The following is a 26,888-nucleotide window of genomic DNA, read 5'->3' as shown; positions in this document are numbered from 1 at the left end:
ATAAACGTGTTACTATATATGTAACAAATCAGATGCAAAGGGGCTTGCGATGTTTATACGAACGGAAAATTTCCAGACTTTTATCAGACGTTATCCGGCCGTCAGCTGTATCTTGGCGCTGCAGGCGTTCTTGTGGCTGTTTTTCAGTATGCCGCTTCATTCCGTCATGATGTGGTCAGATGCTGTGACCGGCTATAATTACGGCGTTTCCTCGGGAGAATGGTGGCGGCTGGTGACACCGATGTTTTTACACGCGAATTTCACTCACCTTTTGTTTAACTCCATGTCTCTCTTTTTATTCGCGCCCCCGCTTGAGCAGATGCTCGGAAAAGTCCGTTTTCTGATTGTGTACATCGCATCGGGCATCATCGGCAATATCGGCACGTATCTTGCCGAACCGCTTGATTATGTGCATGTCGGCGCATCCGGCGCGATCTTCGGACTTTTCGGCGTGTATGTGTTTTTGACTGTTTTCCGCAAGGAGCTGATCGGCCGGGATCAGTCGAAAATGATTATGACCCTGCTTATCATCGCGGTGCTGTCGACGTTTATCAACTCTAATATTAACATTATGGCGCATTTGTTCGGACTGGCAGGCGGATTTTTGCTTTCCTTTTTATGCGTGCAGCAAAAAAAGCGGCGGTATTAACCGTCCGCTTTTTCATATGAATACCAGCGCCCGATGCGTTCGGCATCTTCCTCGCTGACATCCTTCAGCATGACATGCTCCATGTGGTGAGCTGATTTCACTGCGGTAGCCACAGATGCGAGCCGCCTTCTTTTTTGCAGAAAGGAGCGGCTGACTTCAAACATCTGCATTCTTCTTCTCAGCATAATCGTGGTCGTCTTCCCGACCAGCCTCGTGGTGATCTGAAGCCTGCCGCCGTTTATGCACCATGACGCTGTCCTAAACGAGGCATATCCAAGCACCAGTTCGACGGGAAGCACAAGGAGCGATGCATATCCCCACGGTTTAAACAGAATACAAAGCGGGATGATCACGAAAACCGAGAAGATTATGGATCGGAATAAATACCGGCGCAGCGCCCTTTTCGGCAAATGATTTCCGTTTTCTTCCAGCACGTAATCCGGTGTGAAACCGTTCAGCATCACTCCGAGCTTTGATTTGCGGATGATCGGAAACAGAATCGTCTGTGCTCCTTCTTTCTCATTCCCCGCACTGCCGGCGCTGACAATCGCAACCGTCGCGTATCCGAATAATTGCCTGATCACATTTTCTTTCATTTTAATGGCTTGGATTTTACGGAGCGGGATTGTCACTTGATGTTTTTCAATAATTCCTCTGGTAATGACCAATTCGTGTTCCTTTTTTTCTATTTTAAAGTTGGCATGCTTGATCATCATACCGACGATGCTTAACAGCCAGGCGATGAACAATCCTATGAAAATGATCACGGCGTATATACCGATGCTCGCATGCTTGAGAAAAGAAAACCTGTCATAGAGCCAGTCCATCGGAAGTACTTCATCAATCTGAGAAAAGAGGGCGAATACCGCTGAGATGATGACACCGATTCCCCCGGATGTTGAGGCGGCCATAAGCAGCTCACCTACAGACAGGCGGTAAACGGATTGCACATCTTCTCCGCGCATCGGCTCCTGCTCCGCTGCGGTCTCCCCTCGTTCTTCTTGCTCCGCTTTTTGCTGAAAAACAGCCGCTCTGATCCGTTCCGCCTCTTCCACAGTAATGGCGGATAAGACGGCTTCGGCGTTTTTCCCGTCGCCGGCCGTTTCGATTTGAAGCTTAACAAGCTTAAAAAGCTGCTGAATGATGCCGGCACTCGTATTCATTGATTGAATCCGGTCAATGGAGATGTATCTCTTTTTCGTAAAAAACAAGCCTTCTTCAATTCTGAATTCTCCGTCCTCAATCCGGTATGTAAATTTTCTCCACTCGATCACACTTGCCGTAATCAGCCAGATAAGCAGGACGGCGAGCGCAATGCCTCCGTAAAAGCGGATGAAGTGGTTGGAATTAACAATATAGACGAGAAAAAATGGCAGAATAATGTTTTTAATGGTTTCGATAATAGTATGGAATAAGTTCAAAATCACGGCCGCCGGGTGCAGACGTTTCGGCTCAGACATCATCTTCCGTCACCCTTGCCAGACGGGAAATGGAATCCCTCAGCCGGTCAGCTTCCTCCATATCAAGCGCCGGAATGGAATGAACGGTTGCCGCCGTGGAGATTTTGACTGAGGCCAGACGGTACCTTCTGAGGAGCGGGCCTTGTGAAGTATCTACGTGCTGCACCCTCACCATCGGCACAATGACCCGTTTGACAATAAAAATGCCGGATTGAATATCAATTTCATTTTCATGGACTTCATAGCGCCAGATCCTGTGCCTGATTTTCGGTATGGCATAGACGGATATCACTGAACCGAATATCCAAATGATGCCGAGGACTCCGGTGATCCAATACGGCCAATGGAAGAAATGGCTTAAAACAGCTGCTGCTATAACGGCCAGAAGACAGAAGGCGGACAGGATGATTTCCTGAAGACGCCAGACTTTTAAGCCGCTTGGACTGATTCGATTTTTTGGCTGTGCTCTCAACATACCTACCTCCCATTTTTTATCATACATACAAATACGGCTGATTTGCAAAAAAGATTCACTTTCCGGCATATCAAAAAAAAGCGGACCCCGTAAAAGGGTCCGCTTCCTGTGTTTTAGTATGATTTTTTCTGGCGTCTGTCACCTGAAGAACGGCGGTCGCTTGAGCGTTTTTTATCGTAGGAAGAACGGTTGTTGTTTTTCCCTTTGCCGCCGCGGTAGCCGCCGCCTTGGCCGTCTCTGCGCTTAGAAGTACGCTGGTTTTTATAGCGTTTGCTGACCATCGGTGCTTCATCAGTGAGGCGTACAGGCGTGCTGTCCGGCTCTTTTGTCGCCATTTTAATGGCTGCAGCCACAACTGTCACTGCATCATGATCTTCTAACAATTCCGCAGCTGCCGTCATGTAGAAGTTCAGGTTGTTTTCGCTGATCGCCGTGCGCAGACGGTCAACCGTCACCTGCTGCTGTCCTTCTAATGCTTCGTCAAGCGTCGGCTCTTTCATGCGGTCCATTTTGCGTTTTGTCGTTTGTTCAATCGCGCGAAGCATGCTTTTCTCACGCGGTGTGATAAACGTCATCGCCATACCCGTTTTTCCTGCGCGGCCCGTTCTTCCGATACGGTGAACGTAGCTTTCAGGATCTTGAGGCACGTCAAAGTTGTAAACGTGGGTAACGCCTGAGATATCAAGTCCGCGGGCGGCAACGTCAGTCGCTACAAGCACTTCGATCGCACCTTCTTTAAATTTACGAAGCGCAACCATACGTTTCGCCTGCGTTAAGTCGCCGTGAATTCCTTCAGCCGCATATCCGCGAAGGTTCAGGGCTTCAGCAAGCTCATCGACACGGCGTTTCGTACGTCCGAATACGATCGCAAGTTCCGGAGACTGAATGTCAAGAAGACGAGTCAGCGTATCGAATTTTTTGCGCTCCTGCACTTCCAAGTAGAACTGCTGAATGTTGGACACAGTCATTTCTTTCGCTTTTACTTTTACGTGTTCCGGCTCAGTCATGAAACGCTCTGCGATCCGTTTGATCGGCGCAGGCATTGTTGCTGAGAATAAGAGCGTTTGGTGGTCGCTCGGCACGTTTGAGAGAATGGATTCAATGTCATCAATGAATCCCATATTCAGCATTTCATCAGCCTCATCCATGACAACCGTATTCACGTTGTTTAAACGGATCGTGCGGCGGTTGATATGGTCAAGAAGACGCCCCGGCGTACCTACGATGATATGCGGGTTTTTCTTCAATGCGCGGATCTGACGTCCGATATCCTGGCCGCCGTAAATAGGCAGTACTTTCGCACGCTTATCTTGTCCGATTTTATATAACTCTTCAGATACTTGAATGGCTAATTCACGGGTTGGCGCGATTACGATTGCTTGAATATTAGGAGACTCGGGGTTCATTTTTTCAACAAGGGGTATACCGAACGCAGCTGTTTTACCTGTACCTGTTTGCGCTTGTCCGATGACATCTTTATTTAAAAGTCCGAGCGGAATCGTTTGTGCCTGGATCGGTGTTGCTTCTTCAAATCCCATACGATTGATTGATTTCATGAGATCAGAACTTAATTGGAAATCTTGAAACGTTATAGTCAAATTATTCAAACTCCTTCTGATTGCTGTTTCAGTAATGTCGTGATTTACCACTAAAAACCGCCCTTTCATCCAAAGGACAGGATCATACGTATACAAAGCCCGAATTACTTTACGTTTAATCTTACCATTACACTATGTGTTTTTCAATAAGGCGAGATGGTCAGGCGGCCGGAAGCGGCCTGACCGGAATCTTCCCGCGAACGAGGCCGGACCCCGCGCCGGACGGGATTTCCCAGCCGGCGGTCTTTCTTTTTCATACGGACAGAATTATTTCACCCTGAATTAGTTTCTTCATTTTTGTATATTTTTATAATGCTGATCAGTATTTTTTCAGTTCTTCTCTAATAAATCTTTAACGATTTCTTCGAGCTTCATACCTCTCGATGCTTTAAACAGAAGGAGATCGCCGGAAGCGGCCATTTTCTGTATGGCGTGAAGCAGTTCTTTTTTGTCAAGATAATGGCTGACGCGCCCTTCTTCAAAATGCCGGCGCGCTCCGTCAGCGATGAATGCGCCGAGTGTGCCGTAAGTAAATACATGGTCGATTTCCGCCGGATTGACCGCAGCTCCGCATTCTTCGTGGAATGCTTTTTCTTCATCACCAAGTTCAAGCATATCACCGAGCACGAGCATTTTCTTCCGATAGCCTTTCATCGTTTCGATTAATTCGACCGCCGCTTTCATTGACGTCGGGCTCGCATTATATGCGTCGTTTACGATCGAGATGCCGTTGTCCGTTTTGACCAGTTCCAATCTCATCCCCGTCACCTTCAGGCGGCTCAGTCCCAGAGCGGCATTTTCCGGCGTAATGCCGAAATAGATGCCGGCGGCGTATGCAGCCATGGCATTCATCACATTATGTCTGCCGAGAACCGGAATAAAGAAAGAACGGTCGATCCCGTCGATATTGAAGTACGTGCCTTCTTCCGCTTGTTTTATTTCTTTCAGGCGGAGATCATTGTCCGCGCCTGCGCCGTATGTCGTTGTCCGGCAAGTGTACGTCTTTTGGCGGAGCAGCGGCTCATCCCCGAAATAAAACAGAACGCCGTCTTCCCGAAGTCCGTTTATAATTTCAAGTTTCGCCTCCGCAATTCCTTCTCTTGAGCCTAAATCCTGCATGTGGGATTCGCCGATATTGGTAATGACGGCCGCTTCCGGTTCAGCAAGACGGCTCAGAAAATCAATTTCGCCTCTCGCGCTCATTCCCATTTCTAAAACGGCGATTTCTGTATCTTCAGGCATGGCAAGCACGGTCAGCGGCAGGCCGATATGGTTGTTGAAATTGCCGGCGGTTTTGTGAACGCGGTACTGCGTGCCGAGAACGGCGTGAAGCATGTCTTTCGTTGTCGTTTTTCCGTTGCTCCCGGTCACCCCGATAACCCTTGTGCCGAGCTCTTTCAAATAAGCTTTTGCCAATGTTTGCAGCGCCTCCAGCGTGTCATCGACCAGGATGACAGCACGCCCTTCCGGCGGATTCGGTTCAGAGCGGTCCCACAACACCGCGGAAACGCCTTTTTCGAATGCTTGCGGCACAAAGGTGTGGCCGTTAAAATGCTCGCCTTTTAGAGGAATGAACAGCTGATTTTTTTCCAAAGTCCGCGTATCGGTTGCGGCGCCCTCAATCATTGTTTGTTCAAATTCGGGATTTGTCAGTGTGCCTTTGACCATGTCTGCGATTCGTTTTACAGTTCGCTTTATCAAAGGTGGCACCTCGCTTTCTGAAAATGTTGTCTGTTACGGGAAAAGACACTGCCCCTTCAGGCAGTGTCCGTCTTCATTAAAATGTATGTTTAATCAGCTGTTTTTCGGCATGGCGTTCTTTTGCCAGCTCAACCAGCTGTTCGATCAGATCACTGTAATCTACACCTGCTTCTTTCCAAAGCAGCGGGAACATGCTGAATGGCGTAAAGCCCGGCATTGTGTTCACTTCGTTAATGAGCACTTGACCGTCATTGGTCAGGAAGAAATCGGCGCGGACAAGGCCTGATCCGTCAATCGCTTTGAAGGCTTTAATCGCCATCTCGCTGATTTCCGCATATTGTTCATCCGTCACTTGCGCGGGAATCATTAAATCCGTGTCGCCGTCTTCATATTTCGCTTTGTAATCGTAAAAGTCGGTTTTCGGCGCGATTTCACCGACGGCGGAGCATTTCGGTTCGTCATTTCCGAGTACGCCGATTTCAATTTCTCTTCCGGCGATTCCTTCTTCCACCACAATTTTCCGGTCATACTCAAAAGCCAGTTCGAAGGCTTTTTCAAGCTCTTCACGGTTTCGGCATTTGCTGATTCCGACGCTTGATCCGAGGTTCGCCGGTTTGACGAAGCACGGATATCCCAGCTCCTCTTCAACCTGCTGTAAGCAGCTGTCCGGTGTCTGTTTCCAGTCCTTTTTTAAGAAAGCGGCGTACTTCGCCTGCGGAAGCCCCGCTTGAGCGAACAAATGCTTCATGATGACTTTATCCATGCCGGCTGATGATGCAAGCACCCCGTTGCCGACATAAGGAACGTTCAGCAATTCCAGCAGACCCTGAATGGTGCCGTCTTCACCGTTCGGTCCGTGGAGAAGCGGAAATACGACATCGATCGGCGCCTTTTCGTCAGGCGACGCTTCAGGAAACATTTCCCGGTTCAATGCTGATAGAGCGAAACTTTCACCGTTTTGTTCCAGCTGGAGCATTTTCACGTTGGAAACCGGCTCAGTCAGCAGCGGGCCTCTTTGCCATTCTCCTTTTTCAGTGATGTAAATCGGATGTATATCAAACTTCTCAGTATTAAGCGCTTTTGTTACAGCTAATGCTGTCTGCAGCGATACATTGTGTTCGGCTGACTTTCCGCCGTACACCAATCCTAGACTTGTTTTCAATGGATATTCCCCCCACAACAATTCATCTTTACTATCTTATCACTTTCCTCAGAAAATGATCTAATTATTTTTGGGCATTCTGAATATGAAAGCATTTGTATGTAATTCCTTTTTATTTTATATTAAAATGGCATGGAAAAGGAGATGTGTCATATGAAAAAAATCAGTACAACAGAACAATTTAATGAACTTATTCAATCCGACAAGGAAATCATCGTGAAATTTTTCGCTGACTGGTGCCCTGACTGCACGCGCATGAATATGTTCATCGGCGATATTTTGGAAGAATATAATCAAAATGATTGGTATGAACTGAACAGAGACGAGCTCCCTGAGCTTGCCGACAAATATCAGGTAATGGGCATACCGAGCCTTCTGATCTTTAAAAACGGCGAAAAGAAAGCGCATCTTCACAGCGCAAACGCGAAAACGCCCGAAGAAGTCACAGAGTTTTTATCACAGCATATTTAATTCGTTTCACGATCTTTGTTTATGACTTCAGGCTCTACATGAACATGGACATGAGTCACATCATGTTCATGTTTTATTGCATATTCGACCTCATCGGCTACTTCATGGCCTTCTTTCACAGACAGTCCCGGATCTACCGTAATGACCATTTCCACATGAACCGTGCTCCCTAAATACCTTGCTTTCACATCCTTCAGCCTGCTGACCTCTTTTATTTCTTTCACCGTGTGTTTATACGGCTCCAAATCTTTCAGATCAAACCCGTCCGTCAATGAGTGGGAAGCATCTTTGAAGATGTCCCATGCCGTCTTACAGATGATGATTCCGATCAGAAAAGCAATGACCGGATCAATCCACGGCAGATGAAGCCGGGCCGTTAAGACGCCTATAAACGCCCCAATACTGACATAGGCGTCAGAACGGCTGTCTTTCGCCGCCGCATGAAGCGCAGAACTTTTAACCCGATCTGCAAGACGGCTGTTATATACATACATGCCGTACATTACAATCGCGCTTCCGAGCGCCGTCCATGCCGCAATGAAGCTCGGCTCGGCCTCCGTTCCGCTGACAATCGCCTTTGCCCCTCCGATCAGCACTTCAATACCGACCGCCATCATAATAAAAGACGCAATTAATGAAGAAATTGTTTCAGCCCGATAATGTCCGTAGGCATGATCACTGTCCGCGGGACGCTGGGAAACCCGGAGCCCGATCAGCACAGCCAGTGATGCGACAATATCCGTGGCATTATTTAACCCGTCCGCTCTGAGCGCTTCGGAATGATAAATAAGACCGATCACCAGTTTGACGGCGGCAAGGATGAGGTACGCGGCGATATTAAGAATCGCGCCTTTCTCACCCCGTTTTAAGTTTGCCGTTTGATCATTCATGTAAGGACTCCTCCATTCTCATTCATAGTATGGATGGAAAAGCGGAAAAATAGCAGCTTTGATCTGAGCAAATGCAATATTCGACAGCATTATTCCCCGGGAAACTTTTTGTCGAAAAATTGGCGGTATTTTCCCTTTACATATGAATATGCCCATTGTATACTTCCATTAACTGATAATGATTCTCAATATCATTTGATTAGGAGGGTAATCATGAGGTCTTCTCCTCAGCTCAGATCATCAGTTGAAGGACGAAAAAAACATCTGATCCATTTGCTGATCAATAACGGAATATACAAAAAGTCGGAACGGCATTTATATGAATTATCGCTCGGAGAATTAGAAAGCGAATACAAATATGTTAGGAAGGTGCGGGCTCATGGCGAAACGTAAAATAAAAACATACGAACAGCTGATAAAAGAAAACAAGGCGGCCATTATGAATAATCAAAAGCTGATGAATGTGATCTATGACAGAATTGACCGCAAGCATCAAAAACTGCTCCGGCACAACAGCCATACATAAAAAGAGCCTTTTTCAGGCTCTTTTTTTATTGCTCAAAGGCTTCCGCCGCTAATTTGCCGATGACCGCATCGTCCATCGGCGGATTGTGAAGGCCGGCCCGGGCATCCCGATAATACCGCTGAAGCGGATTGTTTCGCTCCAGGCTTTTTGCGCCGGTGATTCTCATTGCTTTATCAACAACAGAAAGGACGGTATTTGTCACAATATGTTTTGCGGCGCCAAGCTCGCTTTTGATGAAAGGACGGCGTTTCGGGTCATCATACATTTGCGCCGCCGTGAAGAGAAACTGTCTCGCTTTTAACAATTCAAGCTCCATTTCTCCGACACGCTGCTGAACGGCCGGCACGTCTTTAATCGGTCCGTTCAGGCTGTTCGGCGAATATTCGGATGCAAACCGGACGGCATAGTCCCTTGCCGCTTGAGCGATGCCCAGATAAGCAGCCGGAATGTGAAGCAGCCAGCCATTCACTTTCGCCGCTCTCGGCCCGCTGATAAGCTCCACAAGCCGCTCGTCACTGACCGTGACATGATCTAAAAGGAGATCATGGCTTCCGGTCGCCTTCATGGCAATCATATCCCATGTTTCTTCGACTGAAACGCCTGACTGATCTTTATGAATGAGAAAAACACCGGTCGTTTGTTTTTCTTCAATCCATGCCGTCACAAGCATATAATCCAAAGTCAACGAAAGGGTTGTAAAGGTTTTTCGGCCGTTCAGCACCCATTTTCCGTCTTTTTTGACAGCGGAGGTGCCGGGTCTTCCTCCCCTCGTCGGACTCCCGGTCTGCCGTTCCGTCGCTGCCCTGTTCAGGACAGCTCCCTTTTTCACCTCTTCTGTGATAAATGAAAAGACATCTTCATCCCAGCTGTTTCCTTCTCCGAGCTCACCCATGACGGATAAATGCCAGCCGATTCCGAGAGCAACGGCCGCGTCTCCCCGCGCCAGCCGTTCCTGAAACAGCACCATATCATAAACGGAAATGCCTGCACCGCCGAATGCCTCAGGTACCGTTAACGCCGTATATCCCGCGTCGCGCAGTCTTTGAATTTTCTCCGCGGGAAAACGGCCCGCCTCATCATCAAGCGCGGCTGTTTTTTGAAATTCGTCTGCAAGCAGGCCGATTTTTTCCATCCATTCCCTCTGCCGTTCATTCTGTATCCATAAAGACACTGGAATCCCCCCATTATAATTCCGATAAAGTTAATAAGTATTATAGAGATTCAAGTCTCGTTTCGCAACTGTGAGGCTGTACAAAAAAAACACGCTATTCCATGGAATAGCGCGTTCAGACTGCTTCCGGGCCGCGGTCCTGCTTAAGCCCGAGATAAATCAGCATATATGTGAGATAACCCATCGTCATCACAAGCCCGCCAAAGAAAAAGCTAGAAAAAATCGGCTCTTCAAACGCGGTAACTGCCGCAAGCATGATCCAGCTTGCATACAGGTAGATGATGAAATAACGGAATCCCGACTTCATTTTATATAAGAGAAACAGCCCCACTGTAGAAAACAAACCCAGCGCAAGCCTGAAATAAACAAGATGTTCGAATTGGAACATGAATGACACAAAGGAAAAACCAAGCAATAACACAATCGGTAATGCGGTAATAAAATTTCTCAAGTGAGCACCTCCGTCATTACCTTTATTATAAATCAAAATAGCATAAATTATTGATTTATCGTGATCTTTTTCACAAAAATGTCATTCCTTTACTTTATACCCGAACATCGCGTTTGCAAAAGCTCCACCAAGCGACGGCTAAGAAGAATACGATATGGATAATGATAATGCCTGCGGAAAATAACGGCGTCATTCCCGCAAACAGCGGTTTTGCCCCGCTCATATATTGCGTCAGGTCAGTATTTGCGAACAGCAGAAAACTTCCCCATTTGTTTTGGAAGAGCGACATAATCGTCACGAGTGATTTTGCGCCATACAGCACGATAAATGACAAAATGACGGCCGTTGCGCTGTTTCGGAATACAGAAGAACACAGCAAGCCAAAGCATGCCATCGCAAACGCCTCGACCCAGTTCGTGCCGATTACTTTCAGGGTGTTCATAAGAAGCGTCCCTGATTCAGATGTCACCGACACGCCGAAGAAAGCCATGCCGAACAGCAGAGACAGAATATAGTACGCCGCATACAGGTACAAGCTGACCAAAAATACGGTAATGAGTTTAGATACAAAAATCCGCTCCCGCTTTACCGGGCGGATTAATAAAAATTTGATCGTTTTCTTATCAAATTCAGCGGAAATGATCGTTGCCGCGATCACGATCGTTAATGCCTCAAGCAGAATATTCAGCCCGGGCGCGTACGCCATATAGCCGATGAAATTCTCATCCGTTCCGGAACTGATGACAAGCCGTTTAATGACAAGCGCCATAATAAATTGGAGAACGGCCATCAGAATCAGCGCCACTAATGAGACTTTTCGGTTAAAGAGTTTCATATGCTCATTCGCTGTCAATTTAAACATTCGTTTCCCCCTCCTCTTGAAGCGCCGTCGTCACTTTCATGAATTCATCCTCCAGCGATTCCGCATACGGCATGATGGAATACACGAGAAAGTCTTGTCCGACGAGCGCACGGTTTAATGCCGGGATGTCCTTCTTCGCTACGGTGACGGTAATGCCCCCGCCGTTTTTCTCCGGAGCAAATTGCTGTTGGGACAGCCATTCGAAGGCTTCGTCAGCCGGCTGAATGTCGAGGACGGCTTTTTCTTCTTTTTCCTCAGCGCCGCGCAGAACAACCTCTGTTTTGATCTCACCTTTTTGAATGATGATGACACGGTCGCAAAGGTCCTCCACTTCACGCAATAAATGCGTCGCAAAAAGGATGCTCGTCCCTTCAAGCTCCGCGAGTTCCTTTAAGTGATCGCGGAAATCCTTCATTCCGCCGGGATCAAGCCCGTTTGTCGGTTCATCTAAAATGAGCAGATTCGGACGGTGAAGAATGGCCTGCGCAATCCCGAGACGCTGACGCATACCAAGGGAATACGTTTTAACTTTGTCATGAACGGCATTGGTGAGCCCGACCCGCTCGATGACTTCCTGAAGCCTGTCCTCTTTGATGTTTTTGTGCATGTTGGCAAAGTGCTTCAGATTTTCCCACCCCGTCAGGTACGGGTAGAATTCAGGATTTTCCACGATCGCTCCGACGGATTCAAGCGCTTTTTCGAAATCAGCATCGTGCTGAAAGCCGTTAATTGTAATCGTGCCGCTGTTTTTCTTTAAAAGACCGACGATGATTCGGATAAGTGTGGTTTTTCCCGACCCGTTCGGACCGAGCAAACCGATGATCTCGCCCTGCCTGACATCCATGCTGATGTTTTTTAAAATGTGCTTTTTGCCTATTGTTTTGTCAAGGCCTTCAATATGTAAAATCGGCTCAGTCATACAGCCTTCCTCCTTTTTCACAAAAAATAAACAGTGCCCGTACATAGGCACTGTCTGCATTATAACATTAGTCATATATTCGTGAAGAGCCGGAGCCGGCGTTATGTCTTATCCGGGACCGGTCCGTTTTTTTCCTTCTCTTCATTATTGACGACATCCAGAATATCAAGCAGGAACACAAAAATCGGAATTCCGATAATCAAGCCCCAAATGCCGAAGAAATGTTCCGAGAAAATCAGAACTGTAAAGGTAAAAAAGATCGGCAGTTCCGTTTTCGCTGACATCAGTTTCGGATTAAGGAAGTACGTCTCAATCGCATGGATGACGAAAATGACCAGCACGATGTAGATGACATACGCAGCGCCGCCCGTCGTATACGCGATGATGCTGAGCGGAATGAGCGAAATCACCACACCCGCAACGGGAATAAGCCCGAGGAAAAAGACCATGATGGACAGGCCGAACAGCTGCGGAAAATGCAGAATCGCCAATGCGATCAAGGTGAGGATACAGTTCACCAGCGCGATAATAAATTGGGCTTCAAGCACTTTGCCGAATGTTCTCGCAAACTTGCTGCCGAAATAAGCAAGTTCGTAGTAAAAAACAGACAGCTTGCTGTGCTGAAATTTTTTCATAAACTCCGTGAGCCGCTTTTTCTCGAACAGGAAAAACATGCTGAGAATCAGTGACATCACGACCTGCAAACCGAAAGTGCTGATATCGGCCAAGTATGTATACAGTACATTAAAACCTTCTTTTACATAGGAACCGATATTGATATCGCCGAACACGCTCGATATCTCATCATAAAACGGAATGACATCGGGATGATACGCGATGTGCTTGATCTGCTTAATCAGCTGTTCAATCTGCTTGGCAACAATCGGGTAAAAGACAAAGCCTCCGACAGTCGCCCCGACAGCCAGCGCAATATATAAAACGGTGATGACCACCCTCTGGCTGATCCGGAAAAAATGGTTCAACACGTGCCGGATGACAGTCTCCAGCCGATCCATCAGAAAAGTAAAAATAAACGTAAGCAAAATCAAATTAATCATACTTCGGAATACAACTAACACCCCAGTCAAAACAAGAAAAACGGAAAAACGTCTGACACCCGGATGCTGAAAAAATTTAAAAATAGCCGCCATTTATACACTCCTGCTAGGACAAAAAGCCCTTAGATTTCATCTTTCACTCTCTAATTGTAAATTATATAACAAAATGACGCTAAGGTCTTTGTCCACCTCCTAATAAATTTAAACAAATTTATCTTTTTTACTCATGGCGGCCGAAAAAAAGAACGGCATGCCCGATGCATGCCGTTCCTTTCCTTTTATACCGCCGTTTTCATTTCTTTAACGGCCTGTGTGCTTTTCGCTTCGTCAAACTCATTTTCGCTCTTGGCTACGATGATGGTGGCGATTCCGTTTCCGATCAGGTTGACGATCGCCCTTCCTTCACTCATAAAGCGGTCGACGCCGAGGAGCAGCGCCAGCCCCTCCAGCGGAATAACCTGGAGCGCCGATAAAGTGGAGGCGAGCACGATAAATCCGCTTCCGGTTACGCCCGCCGCGCCTTTTGATGTCAGCATCAGCACGAGAATGATCGTAACCTGCTGGCCGATGGTAAGGTCAACGCCGAACACCTGCGCCAGAAAAACCGTCGCCATGGACAGATAAATTGAGGTGCCGTCCAGGTTAAAAGAATATCCCGTCGGAATGACAAGGCCGACAACCGATTTGGAACAGCCGTAACGCTCCATTTTATCCATCATCCGCGGAAGGACGGACTCAGAAGAGCTTGTACCGAGAACGATGAGCAGTTCATCTTTAATAAAACGGAGATAGTTCCACAAGCTGAAACCGAATAGTTTGCAAATGATATTCAAAGCGACAAATACAAACAGGAACATCGTAACGTATACAGACAGCATCAGACTCGCCAGCGGCTTGATGGAATCAAGGCCGAAGTGCCCGATCGTATAGGCCATGGCTCCGAATGCGCCGATCGGCGCCGCGCGCATGATGTAGCCGATGATTTTGAAAAAAACATGCGACAGTTTATCAAAGAAATCAATAATGCTTTTGCCTCTTTCACCGAGCGCCGCCAGGCCGACACCGAATAAAACAGAAAAGAATAAGACCTGAAGAATGTCGCCTTTTGCGAAAGCGTCAACCATATTTGACGGAACGATGTGAGTGATAAATTCAATCCAGTCAATCCCCTGTCCCCCGTTTTGCGTGTACTGAGAGACATCCCCTTTTTCAAGCTTGCTGTAATCAAGCCCCTCACCGGGTTTCATGATATTGACGACCAGAAGTCCGATAATGAGGGCGATGGTGGTCACGACTTCAAAATAAATAAATGCTTTTCCCCCGACTTTGCCGACTTTTTTCATGTCTCCCATCTTGGCGATGCCAAGCACGATCGTCAGGAATATGATCGGTGCGATAATCATTTTTACCGCATTGATAAATGTATCGCCGAGCGGCTTCATCTGCTTCCCGGCCTCAGGCCATACGAGTCCGACAATGACGCCGATGATCACCGCTGTGATGACCTGCACCGTAAGATTTTTGAAAATTTTCATCCCTACTCCCCCTTGCCTCTCGCTGCGTCTATACAAAAATGATAGCGTTTTCAAACAAAGAGGGGAAGCTTATGATCATAACGGACATTTTGGTCTTTTTGGTCTCGGCTAGCGGACGAATTTGTAGCGGTTAACCGGCCGGCCCACTCCCCCGTATTGAATGTCGAGCTTAATCTGGCCGTCTTTCTCAAGAAAATCAAGATAACGCCGCGCTGTCACCCTGGCGATTCCGAGCGCTTTGGCGGCTTCTTCAGCTGAAAGCGGCTCCGTCTGCTGTTTCATATAGGTCAAAATTTCATTCATCGTAAAATGATTTAACCCCTTCGGCAGATCGCGGGACGGATTTTGCGGAATTTTAAGCAGCATGTCAAGCTGCTCTTGCGACATGGTGTCATGCTCTTCAATTTTCCGTTTATATTGTTTATAGTTTTCGAGCGCCTGTCTCATCCGCTCCAGCTTAAACGGCTTCAAAATATAGTCGGCCGCACCGTTTTGCAGCATAAGCTGGATTGTTTCTTTGTCTTTTGCGGCCGAGACGATGATGACGTCTACTTCGAGCTTTTGTTTTCTGATTTCCTGGAGCGTTTTAATTCCGTCTTTTTTCGGCATGTATACGTCTAATACCACGAGCCCGGGCCGCAGATCTTTAATAAGCCTGATTCCCTCGTCTCCGTCAGCGGCCGTGGCGATGACGCTGAACCCCGAAACACCGGTGATAAATTCTTTATTCACCTCCTGCACCATCGGATCATCTTCAATAAGCAGCACCTTGATGTCCATCGAATGATTCCTCCCCCTTCATCGGAAATAAAATAGAAAATGCCGTTCCCTGTCCCTGCCGTGTGTCGACTTCAATAACGCCCATCCCTTTGTCGACGATTTGTTTGACGAGGTACAAGCCGTATCCCGTTCCTCCCGTTTTATTGACGGTAAACCCTTTGTCATAAAGGTGCGGGATGTGCTGATCGGAAATCCCGCTTCCGTTGTCTTCTATTAATATAGCAAGCACTTCATCATTTTGCTCGATACTGATGTCAATATGTTTGTCCTCCGTGTCCGCTGTTTCGAATGCGCCGAACGCATTTTCAATTAAATTGCCGAGCAGGACGACAATGTCATGCTGGTCGACATGCTCCGGAAATGCCGAGAAACTGCTGTTTTCATCAATTTTCACAGAAATGCCAAGCTCTTTTCCTCTTTTGATTTTGCTTAACAGCAGTCCCGCCGCAGCGTCATTCTGAATGGCCTGATGAAGAAAATCGGTGACGCTTTCTTGTTCTGATGATTCCTTAAAAGCAAGCTGGAGCGCTTTTTCTGATTTTCCGAGCTGAATCAGTCCCGCGATGGTGTGAAGCTTGTTCATATGTTCATGATTTTGGACTCTGAGCGCATCGACAAAATTTTTCACACCTGTCAGTTCTTCCGCCATTTTCGCCGCTTCCGTCCTGTCCTGAAAAATGGCGACGGCTCCGATGACCTTCTTTTTCATGACGATCGGAATTCTGCTGCTCATAATCACCTTTCCGCTGACTTGGATTTCTTCATTATATACCGCTCGGTTCCGCTCGACGATTTCAGGGAGGCGGGAATCTTTTAACACGTCCCAGATCAGCCTGCCGTCTGTTTCTTGTCTGACATTGAATATCTGCTTCGCTTTTTCATTAAAAATGGTGATGTGATGCTGATTATCAATCGCGATAACGCCCTCATTCATTGAATGAAACGTAGCGGTCCGTTCCTCATACATTCTCACAATCTCATGGGGCTCCAGCCAAAACATTTGTTTTTTGATGTGGCGGGCCAGCAAAAAGGAGCCGGCCAGTCCGAACCCGAGCGCCAGCAGAACGATAAACAGTATTTCATGTTTCAGCTGAAGAAGAATTTCACCGAATCCGGGCAGCGTTTTACCGGCCAGAACGACGCCGATCTGATTCAAATCCCGGTCTTTGATGGGATAAAAAGCGCGGACGGCGGTGCCGATTTCTCCCTTTGCTTCGGAAAAATAAATGTGCTCGGCGAACGCCGCGGCTTCGTCCTCACCCCTTGAACGCTTTCCGATCATTGTGCTGACGGGATGTGAATAGCGGATATGATCCATATCCATGACGACGATGTAGTCCGCTTCATTGATGATCCTTATTTCTTCGACCGCATGGCGCACGTCTTCCCTTTGTTTTTTCTGCTCGAGGGCGCGTTTGACATCGGTCATCTCAGATACCGTCCGCGCGGTATTCATCAGCCGTTTTTTCAGCTCGCGCTCCTCTGTATGCTGAATATTGCCGATCAGCACGATGCCGACGATCAAAAAGGTAAAAAGCACGACGATATACGAAAGTATGGTGATTTTCCAGCGGATGGTGAGCTTTTTTTTCGTCATTGGCCTCTTCCTTTCCGTCTCTTTACGAAAACGGCCCGCCCGATTATGCTTGTTATAGAAAATGGCGGAGGGGGTTTTCGATGAAAAGCTTGCTGACTTGTCTCAGCCTGATGGTACTCGGTATCGGAACCGCTTTATTCATCGGCTTTCATGATCTTTTCTCAACGGAAGAACCGTATTATGATGACGAACAGGAAGGCCTGAAAGATCAAATCGTTTTCAAATTCAGCCATGTCGTTGCTGAGAACACGCCAAAAGGGCGGGCGGCGAATAAGTTTGCCGACCTTGTCTATCAAAAGTCCGGCGGCACCATTAAAGTAGAGGTGTTTCCAAACGGGAGCCTCTATTCAGATAATGAAGAAATAAACGCCCTCCAAAACGGGGACGTGCAATTCATCGCTCCCTCCACCTCAAAGCTCGGATCACTGTCTCCCGAATGGGGTGTTTTGGATCTGCCGTACGCGTTTACAAACTATAAAGCCGTGCAAGAAGGCCTCAACGGCAAAATCGGCACACGCCTGTTCGCTTCATTAGAAAAGCATCATTTGAAAGGACTGGCGTACTGGACGAACGGGTTTAAGCAGCTTACGTCAAATAAAGGGCCGATCTTCACTCCGGACGATTTGAAAGGACAGGCGCTCAGGATCATGCCGAGCAGCGTGATCGAAGACCAGTACCGCCTGCTCGGCGCGCACCCGCGGCAGGATTCCTTTAATTCCACGTTTCAGCTCTTGGAAAGCAATCTCGTAGACGGAGAAGAAAATACGATTTCAAATATCTATTCTAAAAAATTTTATAATGTTCAAGATTATTTGACAATCAGCAATCACGGGTACCTCGGTTATGCCGTGATGACCGACGAGCATTTCTGGAATTCGCAGACAGAAAAAACGAGAACCATCTTAACGGAGGCGATGAGAGAAACGACGGAGTGGAACGAAGCCTCCGCTGAGAAAATGAATAAAGACCAGCTTGAAGAGATAAAGAAGAATTCATCCATTCATATTCATGTGCTGAGCAAAGCGGAAAAGAACACATGGATGAAACGCCTCGACCCGATTTACGGACAATATGAACAGGTGATCGGCCGCGGGCTTGTGCAGGATTTGTTATCCTTGCGCCGCGAGCCTTAGCAGGACCAATACGCCCATCTCCGTTTCATCCCTTTTCCCGCCGGGGAAGTAAATAGGGACAGAGCAAAAAGAGGAGATGGAGACATGTTTACACATACGAAAAAACTGCAGCATCCGGCTAAACCGGATCGTCCTGACCCGCTGTTCGCCAAAAAGATGCAGGAAATTTTAGGGGGACAATACGGGGAAATATCCGTCGCCATGCAATATTTGTTCCAAGGATGGAATACACGGGGCAATGAAAAATATAAGGATCTTCTGATGGATACCGCGACGGAAGAAATCGGCCATGTCGAAATGATCGCGACGATGATTGCGAGACTGTTAGAAGACGCACCGCTGGCAGAGCAGGAAAAAGCGGCTGATGACCCGGTCATCGGGTCCATTTTAGGTGGGATGAATCCGCATCATGCGATCGTCTCAGGACTCGGCGCAATGCCGGAGAGCAGCACGGGCGTTCCGTGGAGCGCAGGCTATATCGTCGCAAGCGGAAACCTTCTGGCAGACTTCCGCGCCAATCTGAACGCCGAATCACAAGGAAGGCTTCAAGTCGCACGCCTGTATGAAATGACCGATGATAAAGGCGTGAAAGATATGCTCAGCTTTTTATTGGCCCGCGATACCATGCATCAAAACCAATGGCTTGCGGCCATTAAAGAATTAGAAGAACAGGAAGGTCCGATCGTTCCTTCCACATTCCCGAAGGCACTGGAAAAACAGTCATTCTCCCATAAGCTTATTCATTTCTCAGATGGCGGAGAAAGCGCTGAACAAAATTGGCTGAAGGAAATAGCGCCGGACGGAGAACCATTTGAATACGAAAAGGAACCGAAAGCGCACGGCGAAATAGCTAAGCTGGATCCTGTCCCGCCGTATGTCCACAACACGCTTCCCGGACGCGAGTAAAGACACAAGCCCAAAACAAACTGTTTTGGGCTTTCATTATGCCTTCTGAACCGTCCAGTCCGGTTCGTATCGGATGTCCGGATGATGTAACAGCTCGTGAATGACAGGTTCATCCTCTTCATACAGCATCACTTCTATTGAAAGAATCGCAGCCTTCTGCTCGTTTTCTTCGTATATTCGGTCATGTTCGTTCTTCATAAAATCATCATAGGCCTGTCTGTTCTCCCAAACGCTGATGATCTCTGCGATGAACAGGCCGTCTGCGTTTTTCCGCCACCCGCCGGCCTGTTTGACGAAGCCATTTACACATGATAATGCTCCCCACCTTGACTGTGCTTGCGCAAATGCTTCAGCGTTTGCAGCGTCTGTTTCACATACAATCTTTTTGATCAGCATGACAATTCCTCTGTGATGACTGTTTTCGCATGCGTATGCTCGACACAGAGATTCACGGTTCTGACGTAAGAGCGGGTGCGGTGAATCGTGCCTTTCGGGATGAGCAGGCTGTCATTTGCCTTGAGCACTGCGGTTTCTTTGTCCTTAAAATCAATCAGCAGCTCCCCTTCCAGAACGATGAACCATTCATCTGAGTCAGGGTGATGGTGCCAGTCATATTCTCCCGTAAACACTGCGAGGCGCACACAGTGGTCATTGATCTCTGCGATTGAAAAATTGTCGTGTTTTTCTTTGACTTTATTGGCGATAGCGAGCAAATTCAGCATGTCAGACACGAGTGAAAAACCCCTTTTTCATTTATTGTAACGCAACGGCGGCTCAGATCAAGATTTTCCCAAAATAAAAAGCGATCCAGCTGATACGCCGGATCGCTTTTGATCTGCAGGTTGTCTGCCTTTTATGCTTTTATTAGCTGCTTCGTCTGTTTCCGCCTTTTTGGCCGATTTCCTTATAAAAATCTTTGTCATGATTTTTACTTGTGGCTTCTCCGCCTTTTTGGCCGATTTCTTGATAGAATTCCTTGTCATGGTTATTGCTAGTGGCTTCTCCGCCTTTTTCACCGATTTCCTGATAGAATTCTTTGTCGTGATTTTTGCTAGTGGCTTCTCCGCCTTTTTGACCAATTTCCTGATAGAATTCTTTGTCATGGTTATTGCTTGTCGCTTCTCCGCCTTTTTGACCTGCTTCTTCTCTGCTCATTTTGTTATTATCTTGTGCCATTTTTGAATTCCTCCTTTAATTGGTGTTGGTTGTTGGTTTCCCGATTTCAGAACTGCTAAACAAAGAAAACACATTGAATGTGTTTTCGGGCGGGTTTTTATCATTCTGTATCGTCCAGGCGTTTTAGAATCCGGCGTTTTTTATAAAGCATGATGCCTGTTTCCGCGATGCTTTCTAAAGCTGAACGGTTGGCGGACGCGCCGAAGATGATACCTGCGGCCGGAACCATTTGCAGCAGTTTTTTCGCGGCGAACGTATCGCGGTAGCTGTAAACGACTTCCCGCCAGCCTTGGATTTGCGAGGCGACGCGCTGATAGGCGCGGTCGTTTTGATCATATTGCCGTAAATCTTGCAGGATCGCTTTTTTTCCGATGACGTCACTGGATGCAAGCTGGAGCAATCTGACGATAAACACGCGTTCTTTTTTGTCTTTCGGATCAAAGCCGTAAGCAACCGCGATATCCTGCAGCGTCTTTAAGGACAGGCCGAGCATCGCCGGAATGTCTGCCGCCAGCGTGAATACGCCGCCGACTCCCGTTGCGGCTCCCTGCACCGTCGCGGCCTTTACGCTTGTACGCGCTATGACTTCTGCGATTTCGTCCATGACGGCAAGCGGCGCATTGCGGATGTCGTGAAGCGTTTGACATGTACCGTGCGGCAGCCGTTTTTGAAACTTTTTCATGATGCGCTTTTCTGATGTCAGGTACTGTCCGCCTGACTGAATAAACGTTCCCGTTTCATCGAGAATGAGTCCGATTTTCCTCTGAATAAATTGCGGTGTCAGCTTGTCCAAAAGCTGAAACGGCAAGCGGGTGAATGTTTGCCAGAACATCACCCTCTGCTGCGCCTTTTCCCATTTTTGAATGTCTCTCAGTTGTCTTTCCAGGTCTGTCCGCTCTTCTGTCACCCGTCCTGCACGTCCTTTCTGATTTCTTTCTTCATAGTATACCTTTATGGCGTTTTCTTTTTACACCCGGCCGGATTTTTTATCCGGAAAACATTCCATTGTTTAATTTTCTTCAAATTCTGTATATTGTATAATTTTGAATAATACGATTGAAGGAGAATGTTGAATGCAATGGATTTATTTAAGTTTAGCGATCATTTTTGAAGTATTGGGTACGGTCAGCATGAAATTATCAAATGGATTTACAAAACTTGTCCCAAGTATTTTATTATTATTGTTTTATATCGGCAGCCTTTGTTTTCTTACTTTGACTTTGAAATATATAAGTGTCTCCATCGCGTATGCGGTCTGGTCGGGGATGGGGATCGTGCTGATTTCCGTGATCGGAATTTTTTTCTTTCATGAACAGTTCTCTGTCATAAAAGCCGTCTCTGTTCTTCTGATCATCATCGGTGTCGTTTCCTTAAACTTTATTTCTGAAAGTGAGACGTCATCAAACGGCATCAGCGTTCATACGGACAGAAACAGATGATGAAAGGGTTAAAGGTTCTCTTTCTCATTACAGATATTGGATTTATCGTTTATTGGATTGTTACTTTTTTTGAGTGGATTCCAAAAAACATGGTGTTTAAAGATTATGATAACGCCATGATCATGGCCTGGAACTGGTCATTCTTTCCCTTAGATATTTTCATTTCGATAACCGGGCTGTACAGCTTGTTTCTTTATAAACGGAAACATGCGTTATGGCGCCCTTTCGCATTAATATCACTTGTGCTGACCTTTTGTTCAGGCCTGCAAGCGATTGCCTTTTGGGTATTTATCGGTGATTTTGATCTTATGTGGTGGGCATTCAATCTGTACTTGCTTCTTTATCCTTTATATTTTATTCAGAAATTGCTGGTCTCTCGTAAAAATAGCTGTCATTCTTTTTGATGAGGCGGTTTTCTTTTTCTTCAGGCGGGAAACACTTTTCATAAAGGAGTGATAGACATGCCTTGGTCTATGAAGGATTATCCGCAATCATTGAAGAATCTCGAGGAACCTGTGAAGAAAAAAGCGATCGAAATCGCGAATGCGATGGTAGATGAGGGTTATGAAGAAGGACGGGCCATTCCCATTGCGACAAGTCAGGCGAAAGAGTGGAAAAAAAACGCTTCTAAGGAAGAAATCGATCAGCTGATGAAACACGATGATGAAACGAAACGCGGAAATTGAATCGGAATAAAGGAAAAACCCCGCTCTCAAGAGAACGAGGTTTTTCTGATTATAAACCGTAATAATAAGATAGTGTGGTGACTGAAACGTAGCCTGTCGCTCCCGCATACGTGACTTTCAGCCATTTATTAGAATTGGTGTAGTGGCCTTGAACATATTCTCCGGTTACCCAAGAACCTGTAATTTTTTTACCGCTTGAGAATGTTGTGATCGTTGAACAGCTGACCTTAGAGCATGAGCGCATATTAGCACCGTAAATACCGACTGTGCCCCCGCTGGCTAAAATGGAAACGTCCGGTTCAGCTTTAGGTTTGAAAGCTGCTGCTGATGCAGAGCCGCCAAAAGCGAATAAAGAAACAGCAAAAATCATGGCTAAAGAAATGATCGACAAACGACGTACCAAGAAAATTCCCCCTCTTTTATCATATGGCCGGAAAGCTTTCCTGACGTTATTATACTTTTTCGCCCGGGAGACTGAAATAAGTCTAATGCTCCAACTTCTTTTCTTCGCAAGTGACCATGCCGATTCTTTTTTTGGTAGATAACAGCGGTTTATTGGACTGGAATCACTGATATATCGTTGATTCAAACGTTTATTCAGAGCGGCCGGAGTTTTTCCGGAGGTCATTTGAATGGTACAGAAAGGTTTTATCTTCCAATGGAAAGAAACATTATTATTCTATTTACCCGGGAAAACGGAGGAAATACAGCGTCTTTTTCTCAAATCAGTTGGGCGGACAGAAAGTTGTGAAGTTATATGGGCAAGTGTCCTCTTTTCACCTTTTTAAAAGAACGCTCCACGCCTCCGCGTATGATCGGACGCGGAAACACGCTTTGCGAACGGCATCGCTTCTTTCCCGGAACGATGTCGTTTTCATTTTCGGATCTTTCTTCGGCGGGATACATATCATAGATAAAACAGGGCATCAATGTGCCGGTTTATTGAACATAAAGAACTTGACATCTTATAATAGCGGATTTATGATGTAGATAAAATAATTTGCATCTAGGAAACTTTTTGTTATTTAGCTAAAAATCTATCGGAATTTAGGTGAGACATAATGAGCAAAGACATCTCAGCACAATCACTGCAAGCAAAAGCCGTGCAGGATGCACTTGACGGCAAAAGCAAGGGATTCAAGCGGCTTCTGCCTTTTTTAGGCCCCGCCTTTATCGCGGCGATTGCCTACATTGATCCGGGAAACTTCGCTACGAATATCTCAGCTGGTTCGAAGTATGGGTATATGCTGCTGTGGGTCATCCTCTTTTCAAACTTGATGGCTTTTTTAATTCAAGTTCTTTCCGCGAAGCTCGGCATTGCCACGGGTAAAAACCTTCCGGAAATCGCCAGAGACCGGTATCCGAAATGGGTATCAGCCGGGCTGTGGATACAGGGTGAACTAGTGATTATGGCAACTGATCTGGCAGAATTTATCGGGGCGGCGCTCGGACTCAACCTGCTGTTCGGCATACCGATGGTTGAAGCGGCCATTATCGCGGCGATCGGATCATTCGCGATTTTAGAACTGCAGCGCCGCGGTTACCGTGCGCTGGAAGCGGGCATCGCCGGACTTCTGTTCGTCGTGGTGATCGCCTTCGCTCTGCAAACCTTCTTTGCCAAACCTGACGCCGCCTCCGTTCTCGAGGGGCTGTTTATCCCGAAAATTGACGGAATGGACAGTGTGCTCTTGGCAACCGGGATACTCGGCGCAACCGTGATGCCGCATGCCATTTACTTACATTCCGCACTGACACAGCGCCGTGTCGTCGGAAAAACGGATAGTGAGCGGAAAAAGATTTTTAGATTCGAGACGATTGACATTCTCATCGCGATGGTGATCGCCGGGGCGATTAACGCAAGCATGCTCATCGTCGCTGCCGCGCTTTTCTTCAAGAACGGGCTGTATGTAGAAGATTTAGACGTGGCTTATCAGCAATTCGGCCACTATATCGGACCGGCTTCAGCCATTCTCTTCGGGATCGGGCTGCTGGCCGCAGGGCTTTCAAGCTCTTCTGTCGGCACATTGTCAGGCGATATTATCATGCAGGGCTTCATCCGTTACCGTATCCCGCTTTATTTGCGGCGTTTCATTACCATCATTCCGCCGATGATCATCATTATCTCGGGGGTCAACGCCACAGAAGCGCTCGTATGGAGCCAGGTCGTTCTTTCATTCGGCATCTCCTTTGCGCTCGTGCCGCTGATTATGTTTACAAGCAACAAACGCCTGATGGGCGCCCTGACGAACCGAAAATGGGTGACGGCTCTCGCCTGGCTGATTGCGGTTTTGGTGATCGCGCTTAATCTGTTTGTGATCTACGATTCATTCCGTTAGAAAAAAACCGGCCATAGCGGCCGGTTTTTCTTTTGACGCCGGGTGCCGTTCGTATCTTTTTCCGGGCGTTTTTGGTATGATAGAAGAAAAATCGGAGTTTTGCTTATGTCAGTATTTATCCTTTTTTATCTGTGGATTGTGCCGATTGTCATCGGCATCTTCTGTTCTCTTTTTGCTTATCGGACAACGGGTAAGAAACGTCTGATTCCCGGGTTTTTGATGATCGCATTAAGCATCGTTTCCTTAATCACGGGGCTTTGGATCGGCGGGGTGAACTATCATGTGTTCATCGGGGGCATGTTTTTATTCGGTACATTATTGGCCGGCTCCGCCTTCCCGTTTTTCTTCGCTCTTTCACGCAAACGAAAATAAACAGGCATGCCGCCTGTTTATTTTTATTCATTAACCCTAAATTATAAAACCGCTCCGATAATGTGATTCCGCCTCAAACAGCCTGTACATGCAGGCCCCAGCCCATGTTCTATTTCACAAAACTGCAGCTAAAATAAATCCTGCTAAAGAAGATTTTGAATTGCGAGAAAAATATCGTATTAAAATCCTATTTACCCAAAAAATACCTATTGATAGAATGGTATCTGAGAGGGAAAAATGTTCAAAGCGGATCATACAGGTCCCGCCTAAATACATAGTCTTTCATTTCTCTCTACACTACATTTCTAAAGGAGGATTTCCCATTAGACACGCAGCTAAAGGCATTCTGTTTGCCGCATCTTTAGCCCTTGTAACTACTGCTTTTGTCCCCGCATCCTTAGCTAAAGAAAATCATAATAATACTGCCAATGCCACTGGAACGACCAAATCATTTTTTTATCAGACTGATACGCAATTTTCCTACGGACTTAAAGCACAAAGCGATGCATCTGTGTCAAAACCAGTCAAAGATGTAATCAGAGAAGTGCTGAAAAATAAAACAAAATTATTCAATCTTGTTGAAAAATTAGCAGGAAAGAAAATAAGAAATGAACTCGAGTCCGTTTTCAATGAACACATAGAACCGGTTTTAAAGAAAATGCTGAACGAGTATGTCGCCTTAAGCTGGACTGACGTGGAAAAGAATCTTTATCTCTCACTTAAAAAGTCCGGACTTTCTGACAGCCAGGCTAAAAACCTCGCTCATTTGACAACTTTAGCAATGAAAGCATTTTAAAATCATTCATAAATGATCATCAGGAAAATACGTATGAAGTAATGCAAAGTGCTGTTAGATTCACTCTAATAGCACTTTTTCATTGGAGATGTCAAAATGACTGTCTTTTTTACTGTTTTGCTCACTTTCTTATGCTGCCTTGTGATTTCATCTCTTATTTTTATGATTCTATTAAAAAAGGAGATTGTGGATACACCACCCACCCGCTTAGCTCATGTAGCTTTCATAGGGCTTATTGGATTCTCCCTGTTCTTCGCTATAACTGTACCTAGCCTAGTTATTTATTTTGCAGCTATAACTGTAAATCATTTTTTCGGAGAGTATATCATCTATGGTTCACTTTCAGACTTATACATATTTTCTGTTGTCGTCAGTATTTTAGCTTCAGTTTATATGCTTATCCTTACGGCAATTGTTAAAGGAATGACTCATGTTTTGACATTGCCTGCTTGGTCAGCCTATATCCTTGAATTCATTTTTGCATGGGCTGCTGTTTACTTCTCAGTTCAATACGTTTCCAATCATATCATTGAGAACATATCTATATTTCAAGGCGGAGAAGTGCTTCTTTCATTGTTCATCACTTTCTTATTTTCGGGATTGGATTTCCTTTTTACTAATTTGGATAAGATTTCAAAAGAGAAATTAGGCTAATAAGGGGGCAATGGGTATGAAGAGCATTAAATATATATCCTATTTTTCTATTTCTTTAGTTTTGCAGGTGGTATGGCTGCTACTA

30 protein-coding genes and 2 pseudogenes are annotated in these 26,888 nt (G+C 46.4%); 13 read left to right on the top strand and 19 right to left on the bottom strand.

What is annotated here, in order from left to right:
- Positions 1-49: 49 nt before the first annotated feature.
- Entirely contained in the window at positions 50-649 is a 600-nt protein-coding gene (locus tag G9F50_RS16895) for a rhomboid family intramembrane serine protease (RefSeq protein WP_003156193.1), read from the top strand.
- Here the strand turns inward: G9F50_RS16895 and G9F50_RS16890 are convergent.
- The 5 genes from G9F50_RS16890 to G9F50_RS16870 all read right to left on the bottom strand — a co-directional run bounded on the left by G9F50_RS16890 (position 646) and on the right by G9F50_RS16870 (position 7,045).
- Positions 646-2,112 carry a PH domain-containing protein gene (locus G9F50_RS16890; RefSeq protein WP_060563116.1) on the bottom strand — a complete coding sequence of 489 codons (1,467 nt, stop codon included), beginning with the start codon at positions 2,110-2,112 and terminating at the stop codon, positions 646-648. The genes G9F50_RS16895 and G9F50_RS16890 overlap by 4 nt on opposite strands.
- Entirely contained in the window at positions 2,102-2,581 is a 480-nt protein-coding gene (locus G9F50_RS16885; RefSeq protein ID WP_007410226.1) for a PH domain-containing protein, read from the bottom strand. Before G9F50_RS16885 ends, G9F50_RS16890 begins: the two co-directional genes overlap by 11 nt.
- Positions 2,582-2,697: 116 nt before the next feature.
- Positions 2,698-4,182 carry a degradosome RNA helicase CshA gene (gene cshA, locus G9F50_RS16880; RefSeq protein WP_014416963.1) on the bottom strand — a complete coding sequence of 495 codons (1,485 nt, stop codon included), beginning with the start codon at positions 4,180-4,182 and terminating at the stop codon, positions 2,698-2,700.
- A gap of 330 nt (positions 4,183-4,512) precedes the next feature.
- A complete protein-coding gene (locus tag G9F50_RS16875; protein ID WP_060563115.1) occupies positions 4,513-5,883 on the bottom strand; it encodes a UDP-N-acetylmuramoyl-tripeptide--D-alanyl-D-alanine ligase in 1,371 nt (456 codons plus the stop codon).
- Positions 5,884-5,959: 76 nt separating this feature from the next.
- Entirely contained in the window at positions 5,960-7,045 is a 1,086-nt protein-coding gene (locus tag G9F50_RS16870; RefSeq protein ID WP_003156199.1) for a D-alanine--D-alanine ligase, read from the bottom strand.
- Between the two features lie 153 nt (positions 7,046-7,198).
- On the opposite strand from G9F50_RS16870, the gene G9F50_RS16865 reads away from it, so the two are divergent.
- Positions 7,199-7,516 (top strand): thioredoxin family protein, encoded by a 318-nt coding sequence (locus tag G9F50_RS16865; RefSeq protein WP_003156200.1) that lies wholly within the window; start codon positions 7,199-7,201, stop codon positions 7,514-7,516.
- Here G9F50_RS16865 and G9F50_RS16860 read toward each other — a convergent pair.
- The gene (locus G9F50_RS16860) at positions 7,513-8,406 is read right to left on the bottom strand and encodes a cation diffusion facilitator family transporter (RefSeq protein WP_060563114.1); all 894 of its coding nucleotides are present in this window, start codon (positions 8,404-8,406) and stop codon (positions 7,513-7,515) included. The genes G9F50_RS16865 and G9F50_RS16860 overlap by 4 nt on opposite strands.
- A gap of 213 nt (positions 8,407-8,619) precedes the next feature.
- Between G9F50_RS16860 and G9F50_RS16855 the strand changes: the two genes are divergently transcribed.
- A complete protein-coding gene (locus G9F50_RS16855; protein ID WP_003156203.1) occupies positions 8,620-8,799 on the top strand; it encodes a Fur-regulated basic protein FbpA in 180 nt (59 codons plus the stop codon).
- The gene (gene fbpB / locus G9F50_RS16850; protein WP_003156206.1) at positions 8,786-8,932 is read left to right on the top strand and encodes a Fur-regulated basic protein FbpB; all 147 of its coding nucleotides are present in this window, start codon (positions 8,786-8,788) and stop codon (positions 8,930-8,932) included. The genes G9F50_RS16855 and fbpB overlap by 14 nt, the downstream gene beginning before the upstream one ends.
- A gap of 25 nt (positions 8,933-8,957) precedes the next feature.
- Here fbpB and G9F50_RS16845 read toward each other — a convergent pair whose 3' ends face one another.
- The 8 genes from G9F50_RS16845 to G9F50_RS16810 all read right to left on the bottom strand — a co-directional run bounded on the left by G9F50_RS16845 (position 8,958) and on the right by G9F50_RS16810 (position 17,305).
- Complete coding sequence (locus G9F50_RS16845; RefSeq protein WP_060563113.1) at positions 8,958-10,103, bottom strand: acyl-CoA dehydrogenase family protein; 1,146 nt, start codon at positions 10,101-10,103, stop codon at positions 8,958-8,960.
- A gap of 115 nt (positions 10,104-10,218) precedes the next feature.
- Entirely contained in the window at positions 10,219-10,554 is a 336-nt protein-coding gene (locus G9F50_RS16840; RefSeq protein WP_060563112.1) for a hypothetical protein, read from the bottom strand.
- Between the two features lie 94 nt (positions 10,555-10,648).
- Positions 10,649-11,416 (bottom strand): ABC transporter permease, encoded by a 768-nt coding sequence (locus tag G9F50_RS16835; protein WP_007410217.1) that lies wholly within the window; start codon positions 11,414-11,416, stop codon positions 10,649-10,651.
- Positions 11,409-12,335 (bottom strand): ABC transporter ATP-binding protein, encoded by a 927-nt coding sequence (locus tag G9F50_RS16830; protein ID WP_012116860.1) that lies wholly within the window; start codon positions 12,333-12,335, stop codon positions 11,409-11,411. The genes G9F50_RS16835 and G9F50_RS16830 overlap by 8 nt, the downstream gene beginning before the upstream one ends.
- A 101-nt stretch (positions 12,336-12,436) precedes the next feature.
- On the bottom strand, positions 12,437-13,486 hold the full coding sequence (locus tag G9F50_RS16825; protein ID WP_007410215.1) for an AI-2E family transporter: 1,050 nt from the start codon (positions 13,484-13,486) through the stop codon (positions 12,437-12,439).
- A 185-nt stretch (positions 13,487-13,671) separates the two neighbouring features.
- Positions 13,672-14,928, bottom strand: coding sequence for a C4-dicarboxylate transporter DctP (dctP, locus tag G9F50_RS16820; protein ID WP_012116859.1), 1,257 nt, complete (start codon positions 14,926-14,928; stop codon positions 13,672-13,674).
- 108 nt (positions 14,929-15,036) lie between these two features.
- Entirely contained in the window at positions 15,037-15,708 is a 672-nt protein-coding gene (locus tag G9F50_RS16815; RefSeq protein WP_003156219.1) for a two-component system response regulator DctR, read from the bottom strand.
- Positions 15,683-17,305, bottom strand: coding sequence for a two-component system sensor histidine kinase DctS (locus tag G9F50_RS16810; protein ID WP_007410213.1), 1,623 nt, complete (start codon positions 17,303-17,305; stop codon positions 15,683-15,685). Before G9F50_RS16810 ends, G9F50_RS16815 begins: the two co-directional genes overlap by 26 nt.
- Before the next feature lie 80 nt (positions 17,306-17,385).
- Here G9F50_RS16810 and G9F50_RS16805 point away from each other — a divergent pair, with 80 nt between their 5' ends.
- Entirely contained in the window at positions 17,386-18,438 is a 1,053-nt protein-coding gene (locus tag G9F50_RS16805) for a TRAP transporter substrate-binding protein (protein WP_060563111.1), read from the top strand.
- A gap of 84 nt (positions 18,439-18,522) precedes the next feature.
- Positions 18,523-19,344 (top strand): manganese catalase, encoded by an 822-nt coding sequence (locus G9F50_RS16800; protein ID WP_060563110.1) that lies wholly within the window; start codon positions 18,523-18,525, stop codon positions 19,342-19,344.
- 36 nt (positions 19,345-19,380) lie between these two features.
- Here G9F50_RS16800 and G9F50_RS16795 read toward each other — a convergent pair whose 3' ends face one another.
- From G9F50_RS16795 to G9F50_RS16780, 4 genes and pseudogenes are all read right to left on the bottom strand, one after another.
- Positions 19,381-19,740, bottom strand: coding sequence for a DUF4937 domain-containing protein (locus G9F50_RS16795; protein ID WP_060563109.1), 360 nt, complete (start codon positions 19,738-19,740; stop codon positions 19,381-19,383).
- On the bottom strand, positions 19,734-20,075 hold the full coding sequence (locus tag G9F50_RS16790) for a cupin domain-containing protein (protein WP_042634851.1): 342 nt from the start codon (positions 20,073-20,075) through the stop codon (positions 19,734-19,736). Before G9F50_RS16790 ends, G9F50_RS16795 begins: the two co-directional genes overlap by 7 nt.
- 139 nt (positions 20,076-20,214) lie before the next feature.
- Positions 20,215-20,520, bottom strand: a pseudogene (gene gsiB, locus G9F50_RS16785) (glucose starvation-inducible protein GsiB); the annotation flags it as partial.
- Positions 20,521-20,620: 100 nt separating this feature from the next.
- On the bottom strand, positions 20,621-21,427 hold the full coding sequence (locus G9F50_RS16780; RefSeq protein ID WP_060563108.1) for an EcsC family protein: 807 nt from the start codon (positions 21,425-21,427) through the stop codon (positions 20,621-20,623).
- Positions 21,428-21,593: 166 nt separating this feature from the next.
- Here G9F50_RS16780 and G9F50_RS16775 point away from each other — a divergent pair, with 166 nt between their 5' ends.
- The 3 genes and pseudogenes from G9F50_RS16775 to G9F50_RS16765 form a co-directional block, all read left to right on the top strand.
- Entirely contained in the window at positions 21,594-21,959 is a 366-nt protein-coding gene (locus tag G9F50_RS16775; RefSeq protein ID WP_007410206.1) for a DMT family transporter, read from the top strand.
- On the top strand, positions 21,956-22,363 hold the full coding sequence (locus tag G9F50_RS16770) for a DUF5360 family protein (protein WP_060563107.1): 408 nt from the start codon (positions 21,956-21,958) through the stop codon (positions 22,361-22,363). The genes G9F50_RS16775 and G9F50_RS16770 overlap by 4 nt, the downstream gene beginning before the upstream one ends.
- Positions 22,364-22,420: 57 nt before the next feature.
- Positions 22,421-22,636: pseudogene (locus G9F50_RS16765) on the top strand (DUF2188 domain-containing protein); the annotation flags it as partial.
- Between the two features lie 58 nt (positions 22,637-22,694).
- Here G9F50_RS16765 and G9F50_RS16760 read toward each other — a convergent pair.
- The gene (locus tag G9F50_RS16760) at positions 22,695-23,048 is read right to left on the bottom strand and encodes a hypothetical protein (protein ID WP_007410203.1); all 354 of its coding nucleotides are present in this window, start codon (positions 23,046-23,048) and stop codon (positions 22,695-22,697) included.
- Positions 23,049-23,703: 655 nt separating this feature from the next.
- Between G9F50_RS16760 and G9F50_RS16755 the strand changes: the two genes are divergently transcribed.
- From G9F50_RS16755 to G9F50_RS16740, 4 genes are all read left to right on the top strand, one after another.
- A complete protein-coding gene (locus tag G9F50_RS16755; RefSeq protein WP_094032124.1) occupies positions 23,704-24,981 on the top strand; it encodes an Nramp family divalent metal transporter in 1,278 nt (425 codons plus the stop codon).
- 105 nt (positions 24,982-25,086) lie between these two features.
- Positions 25,087-25,353 (top strand): hypothetical protein, encoded by a 267-nt coding sequence (locus tag G9F50_RS16750; RefSeq protein WP_014416946.1) that lies wholly within the window; start codon positions 25,087-25,089, stop codon positions 25,351-25,353.
- 88 nt (positions 25,354-25,441) lie between these two features.
- The gene (locus G9F50_RS20445) at positions 25,442-26,149 is read left to right on the top strand and encodes a hypothetical protein (protein ID WP_231945409.1); all 708 of its coding nucleotides are present in this window, start codon (positions 25,442-25,444) and stop codon (positions 26,147-26,149) included.
- Between the two features lie 96 nt (positions 26,150-26,245).
- Complete coding sequence (locus G9F50_RS16740) at positions 26,246-26,803, top strand: hypothetical protein (RefSeq protein WP_060563106.1); 558 nt, start codon at positions 26,246-26,248, stop codon at positions 26,801-26,803.
- Positions 26,804-26,888 lie beyond the last annotated feature (85 nt).

The organism is Bacillus sp. EKM206B (genome assembly GCF_011066015.1).
GTDB classification, from domain to species: Bacteria; Bacillota; Bacilli; order Bacillales; family Bacillaceae; genus Bacillus; species Bacillus velezensis.
The sequence above is the reverse complement of the archived record's forward strand: the minus strand, read 5'-3'. Positions and strand labels throughout refer to the sequence as shown.